Here is a 14,912-nt window from a genome sequence, read left to right as displayed (position 1 = left end):
GTCTAGTCTGCGGGCGCCATGGATTACTGCCACCCGTGCCAACGGCACCTCAACGGCGCCCTGGCCTGCGCCGGCTGTGGAACCCCCGCCGAGGCGCTGGCCCCGTACGCCGTCCCGGTCCACCCCGGTCACGAACCGGAACCGCCGGGCGAGACCCTCGAGCCCTCCCGGGCGGGAGGGCCCCGTCGGCGTGACCGGGGGACGGCGGGCAGGAAGGGCGGTCGGCGGGGGCACCGGCGCCGCAGGCGCGGGGTGCTGCTGACGGCGGCCGGGGTGGTGCTGGCCGCCGGTGCGCTGAGCCTGGCCGAGCTGGCCACCGAGCCCGAGCACGAGAGCGGCGCCGCCGAGTACGTGAGCGAGGCCACGGGCACCGCGACCGAATCCACCCCTGCCCCGTCGGACTCCACGGCCCCCGACGGCCCGGGGCCGGTGGACGCGCCCACGGCCCCCGGGCCGGTGACGGAGTCCGGCGCCGGGGAGCCGCGGCCGTCCGCCCCGGCCGCGCCGAAGCCTTCCGGTGCGTCCGGCCCGGTGTCCGCCCCGCCGGAGGACGCGCCTTCCGGGCCCGTGTCCGCGTCCGCGTACCCGTCCCCGGATCCCGAGGACACCGGGACGCCGGACGTGCCGTCGCCGTCCGGCCGGCCGGCCGAGGAGCCCACACACCCGGAGCCGCCGGCCGACCCCTCACCCACCCCCTCGCCGACCGAGACCTGCACCCGCTGGCTCTGGTTCTGCACCTGAGGGACGGGGGCCGGGCCCCGGGAAGCCCGCCCGGTCCGGGGTCCGCCGGCCGCGGGAGGGTCATCCGGCGGCGGCGCCCGGGGACGGCGGGGCCGCGTCCGCCGCCCCGGAGGGTTCGTCGCCGAGCATCCGGCGCAGCAGGTCGCGCAGCATCGTCCGCTCCGCTTCCGACAGGTCGGCGAGCGGCTCGCGGGCGAAGTCCAGCGCGTCCCGCAGCTGCCGGGCCGTCCGCATCCCGTCCTCGGTCGGGGCGGCCAGCTTCACCCGCCGGTCGGCGGGGTCGGGGCGGCGCTCCACGAGGCCGCGGAGCTCGAGCCGGTCGACTATTCCGGTGATGTTGGAGGGCTCGCACTTCAGCGTGCGGGCGACCTTGCGCATGGGCATCGGCTCGTGGGACAGGAGACCGAGGACACGGGCCTGCGCGCCGGTCAGGGCGTGCGCGGCCGCGGCGCGGTCGTACTCCTCGTGGTAGCGGGCCACGACGCCACCGATGAGTGCGATGACGTCCAGGGTCAGCGGGTCCGTGCGCGGGGTGGCCATGACACCCAGGTTACCCAATTACTTGACAAGATGAAATATCGCTGCGCATGGTTGTTTCAGGTGGTGAAGCATTTACGCTTCCCTCCCCCCACCGTTCCGTGAGACATCGAGGAGACCCCCAGCCCATGTCTGCAGCACTTCCCACGTCCAGCCGCGAATGGCACCTCGTCGCCCGCCCCCAGGGCTGGCCGGAGGCGAAGGACTTCGCGCTGCGCGAGGCGCCGGTGAACGCCCCCGGCGAGGGCCGCGTCCTCGTCCGCAACCTGTACTTCTCCGTCGACCCGTACATGCGCGGCCGGATGAACGACGTGAAGTCGTACACCCCGCCGTTCAAGCTCGACCACCCCATGGACGGCGGCGCGGTCGGCGAGGTCATCGCCTCGAACGCCGACGGCTTCGCCGTCGGTGACCACGTGCTGCACGGCCTCGGCTGGCGCGAGTACGCCGACGTCCCGGCCCAGCACGCCGTGAAGGTCGACGCCTCGCTCGCCCCGCTCTCCGCCTACCTCGGCGTGCTCGGCATGACCGGACTCACCGCCTACGCGGGCCTGTTCGAGGTCGCCTCCTTCAAGGAGGGCGACGCCGTCTTCGTCTCCGGCGCGGCCGGGGCGGTCGGCAGCCAGGTCGGCCAGATGGCGAAGCTCAAGGGCGCCTCCCGCGTCATCGGCTCCGCCGGGTCCGACGAGAAGGTCAGGCTCCTGGTCGAGGAGTACGGCTTCGACGCGGCGTTCAACTACAAGAACGGCCCGGTCGCCGAGCAGCTCCGCAAGGCGGCGCCGGACGGCATCGACGTCTACTTCGACAACGTCGGCGGTGAGCACCTGGAGGCCGCGCTCTCCTCGTTCAACGTGCACGGCCGCGCCACCATCTGCGGCATGATCGCCCAGTACAACGCCACGGAGCCCACCCCCGCCCCGCGCAACCTCGCGCTGATCATCGGCAAGCGGCTGCGCCTGCAGGGCATGCTCGTCGGCGACCACTCCGCGCTGCAGCCGCAGTTCGTCCAGGAGGTCGCCGGCTGGCTGGCCTCCGGGGAGCTCAAGTACCGCGAGACGAAGGTCGAGGGCATCGAGAACGGCTTCGACGCGTTCCTGGGCCTCCTGCGCGGCGAGAACACCGGCAAGATGATCGTCGCGCTGGACGCCTGACCTGACCGCCGCCGGCACCCGTTAGGCTCGCTCCCAGGCCGTCGCGGTCGTGGGCGCGAGCCGCGGCGCACCAGCAGGAGGTATGCCCGGTATGACGATCCAGAACATCGACGTGGCCTACACGGCCGTGGCCACCGCGGAGAACGGCCGTGACGGCCGGGTCTCGAGCGACGACGGCAAGCTCGACGTCGTCGTCAACCCGCCGAAGGAGATGGGCGGCAGCGGCGCGGGCACCAACCCCGAGCAGCTTTTCGCGGCCGGCTACAGCGCCTGCTTCCAGGGGGCGCTCGGAGTGGTCGCCCGCAAGGAGAAGGCCGACATCTCCGGTTCGACGGTCACCGCGTCCGTCGGCATCGGCAGGACCGAGGCGGGCGGTTTCGGCCTGGAGGTGGCGATCACCGCCTCCATCCCGAACGTCGACCGGGCCACCGCCCGGTCGCTCGTCGAGAAGGCGCACGAGGTGTGCCCCTACTCGAACGCCACCCGCGGCAACATCAAGGTGGAGCTGTCGGTCGCCTGACCGGGTCTCCCGTACGTCCGAGGGCCGCGTTCCGTCACCGGGACGCGGCCCTCGGCCGTGTCCGCCGGCCGGAGCGGGCACGGGGCGCCGGGGCGCACCGGGACCACAACCTCCGCCCGTTCGGGGTTGCGGGCGCAGGCGGCCGGCCTGGGAACGGGTCACGACCCGCCCACGGCGGCTCCGGAGCCGATGTCGTGGAACGCGATCCGGCGGGAGCGACGACGGCGGCCGGTGCCCTCCCCGCCGGGGGAGGACACCGGCCGCCGTCCGTGGTCAGCGTGCCGAGAAGGCGTGCACCGTCGTCGAACGGTACGTCTCACCGGGGCGCAGCACCGTCGAGGGGAACGACGGCTGGTTGGGGGAGTCCGGGAAGTGCTGGGACTCCAGGCAGAACGCGTCGCCCTGGCGGTAGACCCGGCCGGAGGTGCCGGTCAGGGTGCCGTCGAGGAAGTTCCCGGTGTAGAACTGCATGCCGGGCTCCGTGGTGTACATCTTCATCACCCGGCCGGAGCCGGGGTCCGTCACGGTCAGCGCGTACTCCGGGCGGGCCGTGATCCCCTTGTCCAGCACGTAGTTGTGGTCGATCCCCTGGCCGTGGCCGATCTGCTCGTGCGGGGTGCGTACCGCCTCGCCGATGACCCGCGGCCGCCGGAAGTCGAACGGCGTGCGGGCCACCGGGGCGAGCTCACCCGTGGGGATGAGCGTCGCGCCGACCGGGGTGTAGCGCCTGGCGGCCAGTTCCAGCAGGTGCCCGTCGACGCTGCCGCTGCCCTCGCCCACCAGGTTGAAATACGTGTGGCTGGTGAGGTTGAGGACGGTGGCACGGTCCGTCGTCGCCGTGTAGTCGATGCGCCACTCCCCCCGAGAGGTGAGGGTGTACACGACCCGCACGGCGAGCGTGCCCGGATAGCCGGCCTCGCCGTCCGGGCTGGTCCGGGTCAGGACCAGCCCGATGTCCCCGCGCGAGGTGAACGGCTCGACGTCCCAGACCCGCTTGTCGAAGCCCTGGTCGCCGCCGTGCAGGCTGTTGGGCCCGTCGTTGAGGGGCAGCCGGTACGTCACCCCGTCGAGGGTGAAGCGCCCCTCGGCGATGCGGTTGCCGTACCGCCCGATCAGCCCGCCGAAGTACGGCGACTTCGCCACGTAGTCCGCGAGGTTGTCGAAGCCGAGCGAGACGTTCCTCGTCCGGCCCCTGCGGTCGGGGGTCTCCAGGGACTGGACGACACCGCCCCAGGACAGGACCTTCAGCCGGGTCCCGCCGTTGGCGAGGGTCCAGCGGTGCACCTTCGTCCCGTCGGCGAGCGTGCCGAAGAGCTCCCTCGACGGCGTGCGCCCGGTGGCCGCGGCCTCCGCGGCGGGGGCGCCCGCCGCCACCGCGAGCCCGGCGGCGGCCGTGGCCGCCAGGACGGCCCGTCTGCTGGTTCCGGTCATGAGACAACTCCTGTCGTCGGAAAGGATGTGACGTACCGAGAAGGGGTGTGACGTACCGAGGGAGAAGGCGGGACGGGCCCGGAGGAGGGACGTCCGGGAGGGGGTGTTACGAGCCGACCTTCCGTTTGTTCCAGACGTCGAAGCCGACCGCGGCCAGCAGCACCGCGCCCTTGATGACCTGCTGCCAGTCGGTACCGACGCCGACGAGGTTCATGCCGTTGTTCAGCACGCCCAGGACCAGACCACCGATGATCGCGCCGAGGACCGTGCCCACCCCGCCGCTCATCGACGCGCCACCGATGAACGAGGCGGCGATGGCTTCCAGTTCGAAGTTGAGGCCCGCCTTGGGTGAGGCGGCGTTGAAGCGGGCGGCGAAGACCAGCCCCGCCAGGGCCGCGAGCATGCCCATGTTCAGGAAGACCAGGAAGGTGACCTTCTTGTCCTTCACGCCCGACAGCTTGGCCGCGGGCAGGTTGCCGCCGATGGCGTAGATGTGACGGCCGATGATCGCGTTGCGCATGAGGTAGCCGAAGCCGACGACCAGTACCCCGAGGATGAGCAGCACGACCGGTGCGCCCTTGTAGCTGGCGAGCAGCAGCGTGACCACGAGGACGGCCGCGACGAGGGCGACCAGCTTCAGCAGGAACAGCGTGGTGGGCGGCACGTCGAGGGCGAACTCCTGCTGCCGCTTGCGGTCGCGGACCTCCTGGAACACCACGAAGACGATCAGGGCGAGGCCCAGCAGCAGGGTGAGGTTGTGGTAGTTGGTGTCGGGGCCGACCTCGGGCAGGAAGCCGTTGGCGACCTTCTGCAGGTCCTTCGGGAAGGGGCCGAGGGTCTGTCCCTTCAGGAAGATCTCCGTCAGACCGCGGAAGAGCAGCATGCCCGCGAGGGTCACGATGAACGACGGTATGCCGAGGTAGGCGATGAAGAACCCCTGCACCGCGCCCGCCACCGCGCCGATGGCCAGGCACAGCACCACCGCGAGGGGCCAGGAGAGATGGTTCTCCACCATCAGTACGGCGGCCATCGCGCCGATGAACGCGGTCAGCGAGCCGACCGAGAGGTCGATGTGGCCCGCGATGATGACCAGCATCATGCCGATCGCCAGGATCAGGATGTAGCTGTTCTGCAGCACCAGGTTGGAGACGTTGCGCGGCAGCAGCAGGTCGCCGTCCGTCCACACCGCGAACAGCACCACGATCAGGCCGAGGGCCATCAGCATGCCGTACTGGCGCATGTTGCGGCGCATGCCGCCGAGCATCAGCTGCAGCAGACCGTCGCCGGAGGCCGCTCCGCCTCCGCCGGACGGCGCGGGGGCCGGGGTCTTGGCAGTCACGTCCGTGCTCATCGGGTTACCTCTTTGTCCTTCGTCATCTGACGCATCAGCGCTTCCTGCGAGGCCTCGGCCCGCGAGAACTCACCCGTCAGCCGTCCTGCGGCCATCGTGTAGATGCGGTCGCACATGCCGAGCAGCTCCGGCAGTTCGGAGGAAATGAAGACGACCGCCTTGCCCTCGGCGGCCAGCCGGTCGATGACCGTGTAGATCTCGTACTTGGCGCCCACGTCGATGCCGCGCGTGGGCTCGTCCAGGATCAGCACCTCGGGACCCGCGAAGATCCACTTGCTGAGGACGACCTTCTGCTGGTTGCCGCCGGAGAGCTTGCCCACCGGCTCGTAGACGGTGGGCGCCTTGATGTTCATGGAGGTGCGGAAGCCCTCGGCGACCTGCCGCTCCCCGTGCTCGTCGACCAGACCCCGCCGGGCGACCTTGCCCAGCGCGGTCAGCGAGATGTTCCGGTTGATGGTGTCGATGAGGTTGAGGCCGTAGTGCTTCCGGTCCTCGGTGGCGTACGCGATGCCGTGCCCGACCGCCTCCGGGACGGTCTTCGTACGGATCTCGGTGCCGTCCCTGAGGACGGTGCCGCCCGCGTACCGGCCGTAGGAGCGGCCGAAGACGCTCATGGCCAGCTCGGTGCGGCCGGCGCCCATGAGGCCGGCGATGCCGACGATCTCGCCGCGCCGCACCGTGATCGAGACGTCGTCGACGACCTTGCGCTGCTGGTCGATGGGATGGTGGACGGTCCAGTTGCGGATCTCCAGGGCGGGCGCGGTGCCCTCCTCGGGGTGGTGCGGGGTCCGCTCGGGGAAGCGGTTCTCCAGGTCGCGGCCGACCATCCCGCTGATGATCCGGTCCTCGGTCGTCTCCGCCGCCTTCACGTCGAGCGTCTCGATGGAGCGCCCGTCGCGGATGATCGTGACCGAGTCGGCGACCCGGCGGATCTCGTTCAGCTTGTGCGAGATGATGATCGAGGTCATGCCCTGGTCCTTCAGCGAGAGGATCAGGTCGAGGAGTTTGCCGCTGTCCTCGTCGTTGAGGGCCGCCGTCGGCTCGTCGAGGATGAGCAGCTTCACCTTCTTCGACAGCGCCTTGGCGATCTCCACCAGTTGCTGTTTGCCCACGCCGATGTCGGCGACGCGGGTCTCCGGGTGTTCGTCGAGGCCGACCCGGCGCAGCAGTTCGCCGGCGTGCCTCAGGGTGTCGTTCCAGTTGATCAGTCCGCGCTTGGCGTGCTCGTTGCCGAGGAAGATGTTCTCCGCGATGGAGAGGTAGGGCACCAGCGCCAGCTCCTGGTGGATGATCACGATGCCGCGCTGTTCGCTCGCCCGGATGTCCTTGAACCGGCAGGTCCCGCCCTCGAAGAGGATGTCCCCTTCGTAGCTGCCGTGCGGATGGACACCGGAGAGCACCTTCATCAGGGTCGACTTGCCGGCGCCGTTCTCACCGCAGATGGCGTGGACCTCGCCCTGACGGACGGTCAGCGTGACGTCCGACAGCGCTTTGACACCGGGAAAGGTCTTGACGATCGAGCGCATTTCCAGGACGGGTCCCGCCATGGTCTTGCCTTCCAATCCTTGAGGGAGCCCGGTTACTTGAGGTCGTTCTCGGTGTAGTAGCCGCCGTCGACGAGGACCTGCTTGTAGTTGTTCTTGTCGACGCTGACCGGCTGCAGCAGGAACGCGGGGACGACCTTGGAGCCGTTGTCGTAGGACTTGGTGTCGTTGACCTCGGGCTTCTTGTCGTTCAGCACCGCGTCGACCATGTTCGAGGCGACCTTGGCAAGCTGGCGCAGGTCCTTGTAGACGGTCTGCGTCTGCTCGCCCAGGATGATCGACTTCACCGAGGCGACCTCGGCGTCCTGGCCCGTGACGACCGGCATCGGCTTGGCCTTGGAGCCGTAGCCGTCCGACTTCAGTGCGGAGAGGATGCCGATGGAGATGCCGTCGTACGGCGAGAGCACGGCGTCGACCCGGGCGCTGCGGTAGCTGGACGTCAGCAGGTCGTCCATGCGCTTCTGCGCGGTGCCGCCGTCCCAGCGCAGCGTGGTGACCTGGTTGAGGGCGGTCTGCTTGGACCTGACGACCAGTTCGCCCTTGTCGATGTAGGGCTTGAGGACGTTCATCGCGCCCTGGAAGAAGTACTTCGTGTTGTTGTCGTCGTTGGAACCGGCGAACAGCTCGATGCTGAAGGGGCCCTTCTTGCCGTCGCCCAGGCCGAGCTTGTCCACGATGTACGTGCCCTGCAGCTCGCCGACCTTCTCGTTGTCGAACGAGGCGTAGTAGTCGACGTTCTCCGTGCCGAGGATCAGCCGGTCGTAGGAGATCACCGGGATGTCGGCGTCCTTGGCCTGCTGGAGGACGTTGCCGAGGGACTTGTTGTCGATCGCGGCGACGATCAGCGCGTCCACGCCCTGCGTGATCATGTTCTCGATCTGCGAGACCTGCTGGTCGGGGTCGTCCTCGCCGTAGACGAGCTTGGTCCTGTACCCCTTGCTCTTCAGTTCCTTCACGACGTTGGCGCCGTCGGCGATCCAGCGCTCGGAGGACTTGGTCGGCATCGCGACGCCGATGGTGGCGCCGCCGGCCCCGTTCTTGTCCTCCTCGCTGCCGCCCTCACCGCTCTGGCCGCAGGCGGTCAGAGTGAGGGCGAGGGAGGCGGCGGACGCTACGGCGGCGAGTGCGGCTCTGCGGTTGCGCATGGTCATCATCCTTGATGGGGGGTCAGGGTCTGCCCGGTGGTGCCGGACCGCGGGAGGCGGACCGGCCAGGAACAGGTGTGTGGGATTGTGCGCGGCTGTGTCTTCTTTTGGGAGGTACGTTTCCGGAACGTTATGACGAGATCGCGAACCGGTTGAGCGGGCCCGGCAGCCGGGTGCCGAGCGGGGCCATGCCGCCGTCCGCCCCGTGCCGCGCGAGCAGGTCCAGGGCGAGCCGGCCGCGCCGCACCCGCTCCTTCGCGGAGGCCAGCGCCAGGTCCCGCAGGTGCCGGCCGTACGGGTAGATCCCCGGCGCCCTGGCGAGGCCGAACTTCAGGTACAGCGGCGCCCCGCGCCGGATCAGTTCGGCGACCTCGTACATCCGCACATAGCCGCCCAGGTCGTCCGGGGCCTCGATGTAGAGGTCCATCGGCGCCCGGGAGACCCGGCGGATCTCCGTGAACTGGGCGAGCGTCAGGTCGGACGGGATGTTGACCGAGTCGGCGCCGAGCTGCTCGTACACGGCGTACGAGGCCGGGTTCACCGGCCCGATGAGCGCCGAGACCTTGAAGGTGGTGTCCGCCGGCAGGACGCCCTGCTCGCGCAGCCGGTGCAGGGTCCACAGCACGCCCTCGTCGGCGACGAGCAGGCACCTCACCCCCAGCCCGGTGGCGCGCAGGGCGTCCTCGACGCAGCCGGCCAGGGCGTCGTGGCCCCGGGCGCGCAGCCCGGCACCGCCGGAGTCCGTACGGACCGAGGCGCCGGTGTCCCAGGTGCCGCGCGGCCCGGTGAACAGGCAGAGCTCGATGTCCCGTTCGGCACAGCCCTTCACCATCTCGGTGATCTCCGCGTCCGTGAGCATCCAGACGCCGCTGCCCTGGCTGATGCGGTGCACGGGTACGTCGAGGCGCGCGGACTCCTCGAGGACCACGCCGAGGGCCTCCGGGCCCTCCACGGACGGCACCTCGGTGCGCCAGGTCCCGCCGTCGGGGAAGGAGTGCGGGGAGGCGTCGGAGGGCAGCAGGGGCGCCGGACCGAGACCGAGCCCGGTGAGCGCGGCGTCGCCGGGCCGGCGGAGGCCGTCGGTGCCGGGGGGAGGAGCGGGGACGTCGTTCACGACTGGTCCTTCATGTTCGGTATTTCGGACTGAGTTCGGATCTTTGGGTACGCGTCGGTGCGGAGGCGGGGCGTACCCGTCACGGGCGCAGCAGCACCTTCCCGGTCTCCGGACCTCCGGCGCCGACCAGCGCCACGGCCTCGGAGAACCGCTCCAGCGGGAACTCGTGGGTGATCAGCGGGGCCGGGTCGAGCAGCCCGGCCGAGAACGCCCGTACCGCGTACGACCAGGCCGCCGAGGGCGCACCGAAGACACTGCGCACCGTGAGCTGGTTCAGGGACAGGTGCACGGGGTCGATGCCCACCGCGCCCGGCGTGAACATCCCGGTGAGGACGACGCGGCCGCCGCGCCGTGCCAGCAGGCAGGCGTCGGCCGCGGTGGTGGGGGCGCCCGCGGTCTCCACGACGAGGTCGTAACGGCCCCGAGCCTCCCGCGCCTCGCCGGGGCTCAGGGCCTCGTCCGCCCCGAAGCCCAGCGCCTGGGAGGCCCGCGTCCCGCGCGGGTCGACCACGGTGAGCTCCGCCGGCGACACGGCCGCCAGCAGCTGCACCGCGAGCAGTCCGAGTGTCCCCGCCCCGACCACGGCGATCCGCTCACCCGGCTCGGGCGCCCCGGCCCGTACCGCCGCCGCGACCACCGCGGCGGGCTCCAGCAGGGCGGCGGCCCGCAGGTCCGCGTCGTCGGGCAGCGGGTGCAGCAGCCGGGCCGGCACCACCACGTGGTCGGCGAACGCGCCGGGCCGGGTGAACCCCGTCTCCGCGTAACCCGCCGTGCACAGGGACGTCTCCCCGCACCGGCACCGCTCGCAGGACCCGCAGGCGCGGAAGCCCTCGGCGACCGTGCGCCGGCCGGTGAGCGCGGGGTCGACGCCCTCGCCCACGGCGTCGACGGTTCCCGACCACTCGTGGCCGGGGACCACGGGATACCGCACGTAGGCCGCGTCGCGGTGGCCGTCGTACACCTCGCGGTCGCTCATGCAGATCCCGGCCGCGGCGACCCGCACCCGGACCTCCCCGGGACCCGGCTCCGGGACGGCCCCCTCGGACAGCCGGTGGCTGCCGGGGCGCTCGACCACCAGCGAACGCGAGAGCGTGCTCACTTGGGCTGCCTCTTCTCCCAGCCGTCCGCCCACAGGTCGAACCGCGCCTGCTGCTGCGGGAACTCCGCCGCGGCCTCCACGTCCAGCTCCACACCCAGCCCGGGAGCGTGGGAGAGCTCGAAGCAGCCGGTGGCCGGATCGACCTGCGGTGCGCCCTTGACGACCTTCTTGATGTCGGCGTCCGCGAAGTCGTTGAAGTGTTCGAGGATCTTGAAGTTCGGCGTGCACCCCGCGAGCTGGAGGCTGGCCGCCGTCAGCACCGAACCGCCCACGTTGTGCGGGGCGACCAGGGTGTAGTGGGTCTCGGCGGTCGCGGCGAGCTTGCGGGTCTCCAGGATGCCGCCGATGTGGCCGAGGTCCGGCTGGATGATGTCGGCGGCCTGCGACTCGAAGAGCTCGCGGAACTCGATCCGGTCGTGGATGCGCTCACCCGTGGCGATCGGCATATCGACCTTCCCCGCGACCTTGGCGAGCGCCTTGAGGTTCTCCGGCGGTACCGGCTCCTCCAGCCACGCCGGCGCGAACGGCGCCATCTCGCGGGCGATCCGCACCGCCGTGGAGGGGCTGAACCGCCCGTGCATCTCCAGCATCAGCTCGGTGTCGGGGCCGATGGCGTCCCGCACGGCCTCGATGAGGGAGACCGCGTACCGCGTCTCCTCCTGGCCCAGCTCGAAGTGGCCCGTCCCGAAGGGGTCGATCTTCAGCGCCCGGTAGCCGCGCGCCACGACCCCCTGGGCCGCCTTGTGGTAGGCCTCCGGGGTGCGCTCGGTGGTGTACCAGCCGTTGGCGTACGCCTTGACCCGGTCGGTGACCTTCCCGCCGAGCAGCTGCCAGACGGGCACCCCGAGGGCCTTGCCCTTGATGTCCCAGCAGGCCATCTCCACGACGGCGATGCCGGACATCACGATCTCGCCGGCCCGCCCGTAGTCGCCGTACTTCATCCGGCGCACCAGGTCCTCCACCGCGAACGGGTCGGAGCCGGTGATGTGGTTGGCGGACGCCTCCCGCAGATAGCCGACCAGCGCGTCCGTGCGCCCGAGCATCCGCGTCTCGCCGACCCCGGTGAGACCCTCGTCGGTGTGTACCTGGACATAGGTGAGGTTGCGCCACGGGGTGCCCACGACATGCGTGCTGATTCCGGTGATACGCACGGGTGTTGCCTCTCTGGGTGTTCGGTATTTCGTCACACGTTCGAAATGCTGGCGTGACGGTAATGACGGGCCGGGGGACGTGTCAATGGTTCACGCAAGTACGCTGACGCGCATGAGTGATCTCGGGGCGGGTTTCGGTTACTTGGTCAAGGGGCAGCGCTGGGTCCTCGGACACGGCCGGTGGTTCGGATTCGGCCTGCTGCCGGGCCTCATCACCCTCGTCCTGTACGTGGGCGCGCTGGTCGGACTCGGTTACGGCGCGGACGACTTCGTCGCCTGGGCCACGCCGTTCGCCGACGACTGGTCCTCGCCCTGGGCGGCGCTCCTGCGCAACACCCTGGTGGTCCTCGTCTTCGTCCTCGGCCTGTTCCTCGCGGTGATCACCTTCACCGCCGTGACCCTGCTGGTCGGCCAGCCCTTCTACGAGTCCCTCTCGGAGGAGGTCGACCGCAGCGAGGGCGGCGAGGTTCCGGAATCGGGGCTGCCGCTCTGGCGGGAACTGTGGATCTCGGCCCGCGACTCCGTCCGCATCCTGGTGCGCGTCGCGCTGTACGGCGTGCTCCTCTTCGCCCTCGGATTCGTGCCCGTCATCGGCCAGACCGTCGTTCCCGCGCTCGGCTTCTGCGTCTCCGGCTACTTCCTCTGCGAGGAACTCACGGCGGTCGCCCTGCAGCGGCGGGGCGTGGCCCTCAAGGAGCGGCTCGCGCTGCTGCGCGGACGCCGGGCGGCGGTCCTCGGCTTCGGCGTCCCGCTCGCCCTCGCCTTCCTCGTCCCCCTCGTCGCCGTGTTCCTGATGCCGGGCGCCGTCGCCGGGGCCACCCTGCTCGCCCGCGACCTCACCGCATCCCCGCAGGACGAGGACGCCCCGGCGCCCTACACCCTGGACAAGAGCTGAGGGACGGCCCCCGGGCACCCGGCGGGCCGTCCCCGGACGTCGGCGGTCAGCGCACCGAGAAGCCGTACACCGTCGTGGACGTGAACTCCTCGCCCGGCCGCAGGACGGTGGACGGGAACTCCGGCCGGTTCGGGGAGTCGGGGAAGTGCTGGGTCTCCAGGGCGATCCCGGCACACGGCGGGAAGGGCTGCCCGTCCAGGTGATCGGCCGTGTAGAGCTGCATCCCCGGCTCCGTCGTGCGCACGGTCAGCAGCCGCCCCGACGCGGGGTCGTACAGCTCGGCGACCGGCTCCCCGCCGGTCCCGTCGAGCACGTAGTTGGTGTCGTACCCGGCGCCCACCGGCTTCGGCAGCCGGAAGTCGAAGCGGGTGCCGTCCACCGGCGCCAACGCACCCGTCGGGACGGACTCCGCGTCCGCCGGTGTGATCCGGCCGGCCGCGAGCCGCAGCTCGTGCCCGAGCGCCCTCCCGCTGCCCGCCCCGGCGAGATTCCAGTAGGTGTGGTTCGTCAGGTTCACGACCGTCGGCGCGTCCGTCGTCGCCCGGTAGGCGATCCGCAGCGCCCCGCCCTCGTCCAGGGTGTACGTCACCGAGACCGCCAGCCGCCCCGGGTAGCCCTCCTCGCCGTCCTCCGCGACCAGGGAGAGCCGCACACCGTCCGGCACCTCCTCGGCGTCCCACACCCGCCGGTCGAAGCCGCGCGCCCCGCCGTGGAGGTGGTTGCGGCCCTCGTTGGGTGTCACCCGGTGCGTGTGCCCGTCGAGGACGAACGAGGCGCCCCCGATCCGGTTCGCGTACCGCCCGACCACGGCACCGAGGTACGGGCCCACGCTCTTCTCGTAGGCCACCGCGTCCGGCAGCCCGAGCGCCACCCCGGTCCGTGTGCCGTCCCGGCCGGGCACCTCGACGGACTGCACCACGGCGCCGTACGTCAGCACGCGCACCCGCGTGCCGTCCCGCTCCAAGGTCCAGCGCCGGACGGGGGCGCCGTCCGTGAGCGTGGAGAAGTCTTCGCCGTGTACCGCCGCACCCGTCTTCATGATCGGCAACTTTACGCCGGTGGACCGGCCGCCGTGACCTTGCGGTAAGCGATCTCCGCCAGCCTGGCCTGGCCGTCGCGGCCGGGATGGAACCAGTCCCAGGGGCTGAGCTGCTCGCCCGTGAACCGGTAGTCGAACACCGCCCCGCCGTCGTACCTGCACCGCGCGTCCTTCGCGCAGACGTCCCTGAGCACGCCGTTGTACGCGACGACCCGCTCCTGCACCGCCTCCCGCCGGGCCGTGGCCGCCTCACCCATGTCGTCCGCGTCCTGGAGCATCGACCGGCAGATCCCCAGCTTCCAGATCTGCTTGCCCATCGGGTTCACGCGCCCCGTCGACCAGAGACGTTTCAGGTCCGGCACGCTCGACACGTACACCTGGGCCTTCGGAGCCGTACCGCGCAACTGCCGCAGCGACGCCTCGAAGGAGGCCCGGAAATCCGCCACCGGGGTCATGAGCCGCACCGAGTCCCGGCAGGCGTCGTTCGCGCCGATCATCACCGTGACCAGTTCGGGCCGCTCCTTCGCGGCGAGGGCCATCTGCTCCGGCAGCTGGGCGATCCGGGCGCCCGCCACGGCGTGGTTCGAGCTGTGCGAAGCCGCCCGCGCCGCCCCGAGGAGGCGCACCGCGAGACTCCGGACCGCACCGTCGGTGCCCGTCGCCCACGACACCTCGGGGCAGTCGGTCAGCACCGAGCAGGCGTCGAAGCCCGTGGTGATCGAGTCCCCGACGGCGGCGAGCGAGGCCGGGCGCACGTTCCACAGAGGGGTCGCGGAGGGTGACGGGCTCCGCGGCGCGGGCGTGCTCCGCCCGGCCCCGTCCGGGCCGGCGGTGCAGCCGGCCAGCGCGGCCGCGCCGACGAGCGCCGCCGCGCCGGACGCCACGGCGGCGCTGCGGATACGACGGCGTGACGCACGCTCAGGCATGCGGGTCTCCCCTCCGGTCGCCCAGGTGATGGTGCCTCCGGCACACCCCGGCACCCCCAGGTGGCGGGCCCGTGCTCCCTGGCGGGTGAATGATGAGCGAATCAAAGGCCCGGGACCGACGGTACGTCACACACCCGGCCCCGGCGCACGGTAGCTTTTCCCCGTCGACCCAGTGGCGAACTGTCCGGCCCGCGCATCCAGAAGGGTTCCGGTAAGTTACCTCTCGTCACATACTGTCCTTTTTCAGGAGATTCACTCCCGATGCTGT

Annotated in this window: 14 protein-coding genes; 4 read left to right on the top strand and 10 right to left on the bottom strand. The window is 71.2% G+C overall.

Going from position 1 to position 14,912, the window contains the following annotated elements; all coding sequences use genetic code 11:
* Positions 1-18 precede the first annotated feature (18 nt).
* The gene (locus tag BA175_RS19280; protein WP_175420867.1) at positions 19-741 is read left to right on the top strand and encodes an SCO2400 family protein; all 723 of its coding nucleotides are present in this window, start codon (positions 19-21) and stop codon (positions 739-741) included.
* 60 nt (positions 742-801) lie between these two features.
* On the opposite strand, the gene BA175_RS19275 is transcribed toward BA175_RS19280, so the two are convergent.
* On the bottom strand, positions 802-1,281 hold the full coding sequence (locus BA175_RS19275; protein ID WP_069172680.1) for a MarR family winged helix-turn-helix transcriptional regulator: 480 nt from the start codon (positions 1,279-1,281) through the stop codon (positions 802-804).
* Positions 1,282-1,406: 125 nt separating this feature from the next.
* On the opposite strand from BA175_RS19275, the gene BA175_RS19270 reads away from it, so the two are divergent.
* A complete protein-coding gene (locus BA175_RS19270; protein ID WP_069172679.1) occupies positions 1,407-2,429 on the top strand; it encodes an NADP-dependent oxidoreductase in 1,023 nt (340 codons plus the stop codon).
* Positions 2,430-2,520: 91 nt separating this feature from the next.
* A complete protein-coding gene (locus tag BA175_RS19265; protein WP_069172678.1) occupies positions 2,521-2,949 on the top strand; it encodes an organic hydroperoxide resistance protein in 429 nt (142 codons plus the stop codon).
* 273 nt (positions 2,950-3,222) lie between these two features.
* Here the strand turns inward: BA175_RS19265 and BA175_RS19260 are convergent, their stop codons facing one another.
* The 7 genes from BA175_RS19260 to BA175_RS19230 all read right to left on the bottom strand — a co-directional run bounded on the left by BA175_RS19260 (position 3,223) and on the right by BA175_RS19230 (position 11,784).
* Complete coding sequence (locus tag BA175_RS19260; RefSeq protein ID WP_069172677.1) at positions 3,223-4,380, bottom strand: aldose epimerase family protein; 1,158 nt, start codon at positions 4,378-4,380, stop codon at positions 3,223-3,225.
* Positions 4,381-4,486: 106 nt separating this feature from the next.
* Entirely contained in the window at positions 4,487-5,731 is a 1,245-nt protein-coding gene (mmsB, locus tag BA175_RS19255; protein WP_069172676.1) for a multiple monosaccharide ABC transporter permease, read from the bottom strand.
* Positions 5,728-7,278, bottom strand: a complete 1,551-nt coding sequence (gene mmsA, locus BA175_RS19250) for a multiple monosaccharide ABC transporter ATP-binding protein (RefSeq protein WP_069172675.1) — start codon at positions 7,276-7,278, stop codon at positions 5,728-5,730. The genes mmsB and mmsA overlap by 4 nt, the downstream gene beginning before the upstream one ends.
* A gap of 32 nt (positions 7,279-7,310) precedes the next feature.
* Positions 7,311-8,420 carry a multiple monosaccharide ABC transporter substrate-binding protein gene (gene chvE / locus BA175_RS19245; protein WP_069172674.1) on the bottom strand — a complete coding sequence of 370 codons (1,110 nt, stop codon included), beginning with the start codon at positions 8,418-8,420 and terminating at the stop codon, positions 7,311-7,313.
* Between the two features lie 130 nt (positions 8,421-8,550).
* Complete coding sequence (locus BA175_RS19240; RefSeq protein WP_069172673.1) at positions 8,551-9,534, bottom strand: hypothetical protein; 984 nt, start codon at positions 9,532-9,534, stop codon at positions 8,551-8,553.
* 79 nt (positions 9,535-9,613) lie between these two features.
* Complete coding sequence (locus tag BA175_RS19235; protein ID WP_069172672.1) at positions 9,614-10,633, bottom strand: zinc-dependent alcohol dehydrogenase; 1,020 nt, start codon at positions 10,631-10,633, stop codon at positions 9,614-9,616.
* Positions 10,630-11,784 (bottom strand): mandelate racemase/muconate lactonizing enzyme family protein, encoded by a 1,155-nt coding sequence (locus BA175_RS19230; protein ID WP_069172671.1) that lies wholly within the window; start codon positions 11,782-11,784, stop codon positions 10,630-10,632. Before BA175_RS19230 ends, BA175_RS19235 begins: the two co-directional genes overlap by 4 nt.
* A gap of 112 nt (positions 11,785-11,896) precedes the next feature.
* Between BA175_RS19230 and BA175_RS19225 the strand changes: the two genes are divergently transcribed.
* The gene (locus BA175_RS19225; protein ID WP_069172670.1) at positions 11,897-12,679 is read left to right on the top strand and encodes an EI24 domain-containing protein; all 783 of its coding nucleotides are present in this window, start codon (positions 11,897-11,899) and stop codon (positions 12,677-12,679) included.
* 46 nt (positions 12,680-12,725) lie between these two features.
* Here BA175_RS19225 and BA175_RS19220 read toward each other — a convergent pair whose 3' ends face one another.
* Positions 12,726-13,718, bottom strand: coding sequence for an aldose epimerase family protein (locus BA175_RS19220; protein WP_069173115.1), 993 nt, complete (start codon positions 13,716-13,718; stop codon positions 12,726-12,728).
* A gap of 11 nt (positions 13,719-13,729) precedes the next feature.
* Positions 13,730-14,644 carry an SGNH/GDSL hydrolase family protein gene (locus tag BA175_RS19215; protein WP_069172669.1) on the bottom strand — a complete coding sequence of 305 codons (915 nt, stop codon included), beginning with the start codon at positions 14,642-14,644 and terminating at the stop codon, positions 13,730-13,732.
* Positions 14,645-14,912: the final 268 nt, after the last annotated feature.

This window comes from Streptomyces griseus (genome assembly GCF_001715295.1).
GTDB classification, from domain to species: Bacteria; Actinomycetota; Actinomycetes; order Streptomycetales; family Streptomycetaceae; genus Streptomyces; species Streptomyces griseus_G.
The sequence above is the reverse complement of the archived record's forward strand: the minus strand, read 5'-3'. Positions and strand labels throughout refer to the sequence as shown.

Coding starts and splice junctions, on each gene's coding strand:
- BA175_RS19280 (WP_175420867.1), top strand. CDS start 19: ATGGATTACTGCCACCCGTGCCAACGGCACCTCAACGGCGCCCTGGCC.
- BA175_RS19275 (WP_069172680.1), bottom strand. CDS start 1,281: ATGGCCACCCCGCGCACGGACCCGCTGACCCTGGACGTCATCGCACTC.
- BA175_RS19270 (WP_069172679.1), top strand. CDS start 1,407: ATGTCTGCAGCACTTCCCACGTCCAGCCGCGAATGGCACCTCGTCGCC.
- BA175_RS19265 (WP_069172678.1), top strand. CDS start 2,521: ATGACGATCCAGAACATCGACGTGGCCTACACGGCCGTGGCCACCGCG.
- BA175_RS19260 (WP_069172677.1), bottom strand. CDS start 4,380: ATGACCGGAACCAGCAGACGGGCCGTCCTGGCGGCCACGGCCGCCGCC.
- mmsB (WP_069172676.1), bottom strand. CDS start 5,731: ATGAGCACGGACGTGACTGCCAAGACCCCGGCCCCCGCGCCGTCCGGC.
- mmsA (WP_069172675.1), bottom strand. CDS start 7,278: ATGGCGGGACCCGTCCTGGAAATGCGCTCGATCGTCAAGACCTTTCCC.
- chvE (WP_069172674.1), bottom strand. CDS start 8,420: ATGCGCAACCGCAGAGCCGCACTCGCCGCCGTAGCGTCCGCCGCCTCC.
- BA175_RS19225 (WP_069172670.1), top strand. CDS start 11,897: ATGAGTGATCTCGGGGCGGGTTTCGGTTACTTGGTCAAGGGGCAGCGC.
- BA175_RS19220 (WP_069173115.1), bottom strand. CDS start 13,718: ATGAAGACGGGTGCGGCGGTACACGGCGAAGACTTCTCCACGCTCACG.
- BA175_RS19215 (WP_069172669.1), bottom strand. CDS start 14,644: ATGCCTGAGCGTGCGTCACGCCGTCGTATCCGCAGCGCCGCCGTGGCG.